Source organism: Glutamicibacter sp. BW77 (assembly GCF_002332285.1).
Taxonomy (GTDB): Bacteria; Actinomycetota; Actinomycetes; order Actinomycetales; family Micrococcaceae; genus Glutamicibacter; species Glutamicibacter bergerei.
In genome coordinates this window covers 1-3,409 of the sequence record NZ_NRGT01000038.1, presented here as the reverse complement: position 1 = coordinate 3,409, position 3,409 = coordinate 1, and the positions used below count along the sequence as shown (strand labels likewise).

Annotated in this window: 2 protein-coding genes; both read right to left on the bottom strand. The window is 56.3% G+C overall.

Annotation, left to right across the window (positions count from 1 at the left end):
* Positions 1-350: 350 nt before the first annotated feature.
* Positions 351-2,144, bottom strand: coding sequence for a tyrosine-type recombinase/integrase (locus CIK74_RS04270; protein ID WP_096254539.1), 1,794 nt, complete (start codon positions 2,142-2,144; stop codon positions 351-353).
* Positions 2,145-2,235: 91 nt separating this feature from the next.
* On the bottom strand, positions 2,236-3,318 hold the full coding sequence (locus tag CIK74_RS04265) for a tyrosine-type recombinase/integrase (RefSeq protein WP_096254538.1): 1,083 nt from the start codon (positions 3,316-3,318) through the stop codon (positions 2,236-2,238).
* Positions 3,319-3,409 lie beyond the last annotated feature (91 nt).

Genomic DNA, 3,409 nt, shown 5'->3' with positions numbered 1-3,409 from the left:
TTAACCGGCTAAAAAATAGCTAGGCTACGCCTTATCCGGCTAATTCTATTTTTCTCTGCACTCCCTGTTGCACGCCCGGTCATCACTCTGCAGGAGCGGCTTCCCCTGATTCCAAGAACCCGAACCGAACACGTCAACCCGAGCAGGAGATCCAAGCAAAATCGCACGGCCACCTAGCCGCGCGGATCCCTCTCGGCACTCCTGGATCAGCTCACGAAGCCCAGCAGAACGATAGAGCGTGGAACGGGAAAGCCCAGCGAGTTCAGCTACCGCCCGAAACGTCACCGTACGTCCCTGCATTCGCAATGTCAGCAGGGCCTTATCAACAACTCGTTGAGACTCGCTTCGCTTCACGCCGTGCGTGTCCTCTCGATGAGCAGATCCAATTGAGTCACCAATGCTTCATGCCGTTGCACCTCGCTGTCCCAGCCTCGGCGTTTTGCGTCCTGCGCCAAAATCAGAGCGTCCTTACGCTGTGCCTCAAGCACTGGAAGATTCGAATCCTCAGTGCGGAAGCTCGGACAGTGCTCGCATATATTCGCATACTGGCACGCCTGCTGGGCTGGGGACCTCAGGCAATGCCCGCCAGCAAGCCGTGACTTGATCGTCGCGGTATCGTGCCAAGAGCCAACAGAAACATCACTCAACGGAAGCAGCGAACGGTGTTCTTTCAGGTCAGGTAATCCGATGCGTGACTTCGCCAAGTCCAAAGCACGCTCATATTCGGTGCGGACAGTTGAATCGAATAAGGATGCATAACGCAAGCTCATCTCCGCTGAGACATGGCCCAAGAGAGCCATCAAGGACTGGAGGGTGACCCCGGCATTGATCAACGCAGTCGCATAAGTATGACGAAGCTGGTGAGGAGTGATCTTTCCCAGGCCGGCGGCTTGCGCAGCTCGGTTTAGTTCGAGCCGAACAGCGCTTTCTCCCAACCGGCGTCCGTGATGAGTGAAAAGGAACTGGGCGGGCTTCCCCGTGCGTGGATGAGCCAACGGCTGGCCCGGCGAACGTTCTGCGATGATGCGATCAACCAAAGCCAGGGTGTCCGGGTCCAGCGGAACCATACGCTCGGTCTTCATCTTTCCCAGCGGAATCTTCAGCCAAGTCCCTGCCTCGGGAATCTCATGAACACAGTCCAGTTCCAAGTCCAGCAACTCGCCAATGCGCAACCCGCACGCTCGTTGAAGCAGCAGCGCATCGGCAGCCTGACGATAGTCCGAGGCCAGGAGCTCTTGGGCTAGGAGCCGGTCGGCATCCGGGGGCAAATGACGTGGCAGTGGCCGAGGAAGCCTAGGAACATCAGAACGGAAGAACAACTGCCGTGGAGGAGCTTCGGGCCATCCCCACTCGGTAATTTCACGTAAGAAGTTACCGGCAGCCCTGACCCGTCGTGATTGTTCCGCTACGGAAAGCGTGCCGGAGCTCTTCGTATTGGGGCTTCGAGGCAAAGACACCAGATACGGTTCAATATGAGAACGACGAGTTAGCTCAGCCGGTGAAGCTAATGATGGATCTGCTTCGGTGACGAACTGCCCGAAATGCGCTAATCGTGTTGCCAGGCTACTGACCGTTTTCCTAGTGCAGGTCACTTCCTTACGTTCCAAATACCGCAGAAGAAACTGTGCAAAGGGACCGTTCACTGCGCCGACCCTATCCTTGAGCGGTACCCGCTGGGTCCTGCTCAGAGGTGGATTGGCAAGCAGGTGTGCATGGAACAAGACCTGGCGGGTTGAAGAACTCAGCACGAGTAATGGACGGGCTGAGATGCCGGTCTGGGCTTCTCGGGCTCGGCAACAAGTTTCAAATTCCTCTAAATCAGCACTCGTGATCTGTGTAAGTGGCTGTTGAGTCCGCAGCAGGATCTTAGCGATGACGCTGGTCGTCATCGCCGCACTGACGCGTTCGCTGAACCCCACCTTGCGGGCTTGAGCAGAGAAAAATCTGAGATCATCTTCGTAATCAGTTCCCTGGACCTCAACGAAGATGTTGGCTAATTTCCGCTCAAGCAGATACGGGAAGTCCCCGCGGATCCTTTTGGTGACCATCAGATAAAGCACGAAAGCTCTAGTGCCGCTATTGGCCTCAAGCCGCCGCTCCAGCGGCTCTTGGCTCCACTGCGCCGGGTCTGGATATCGGAGCATGAACGTTCTTGCTGCTGAAAAATACGGTTCCGACCCGCGGTGAGTGGAGGATAAGTAGGTGCGGTAAGCGCCAACGAGATCCAGAGGCGGTTCAATGTGATTGTTTTTGGCGGTTGATCGCGGCATCGTATTCTGATTTCACGTGGGCAGGAACAAGGTGGATGTAGCGGGTGGTCGTGTTCACGTGGGCATGCCCCAGGAGCTCTCTCATGATGGACAGGTCCACCCCTGAAGCTGCTAAGGCACTGCCGAAGGTATGGCGCAATGCATGTGGGTGGCCGTCAGGAACCCCTGAAATTTCGCGGTGGTACCGGAAGATCGTACGCAGGCCAGCTGCTGTCAAGGGCAGGCCGCGGTTGGCTCCTTTGGCAACGAGAAATAGCCGTTGCTCATCCGATTCCGGGCGTTCAGCGAGCAGGTAAGTTTGGATGACTCCGGCGACGTCCACGTCTAATGGAACTCGTCGTTCCTTGGATCCTTTGCCCAGCACTAGTAGCCACCGCCCACCGATGTCCACATCGCGTATCCGCAAGGCAAGTACCTCGCCAGCACGTAGCCCGCAATAGAGCATTAGCCCTGCCATGGCACGATCCCGGTACGTCCGCAGACCTTGAAACAGGGCAATGACTTCGTCAGATTCCAAGGATCTTGGTAGCCGGCGGGGTTCGCGAACACGTAGCGGCGACCTGGCAGCTGGTGTAGCCAGATGCCCCAGAAGCCCGGAACGCTGGGCGGAAGATACCCAACGGGACTCCTGACCTTTCGGCATAGGATTGGGGAGACACGGATCCCGCATCGCCAAGAATGTGAACAGCCCGGACACTGCTGCCATCCGGCGATTCACCGTTGCAGGTGCATATCCATCGGCTCTTTGACCGTCTAAAGTCATTACATTCGGGCCTGGACGTCCTGGTACGGATGATTGCTTGCAGAACTTCAGATAGTTGATCAGCGTGTTGGTGTCAACTGCTTCGATAGTCAGATTTTGTTCGTGTAGCCAGCGGCAGAACGCCAACAGGTCATAACCGTAGGCTCGTGTCGTGGCTGGAGAGTAGTTGCGGTCACTCAGATAGCCGAGGTAATCATTAGCCTGGGAGAACCTCGCTGCTGCCGACCCATGGAGGTTCCATGCTCCGTGTGAAGACAACAAAACCAACTCTTGCTGGGTGTTCATGACACATGAGCATCGACCTCATCCTTTGGAAAGTCAAGAGTTTCCGGGGGAATTCAAGGGTATAAAACGTGGATTAGCCGGTTAACAGGGA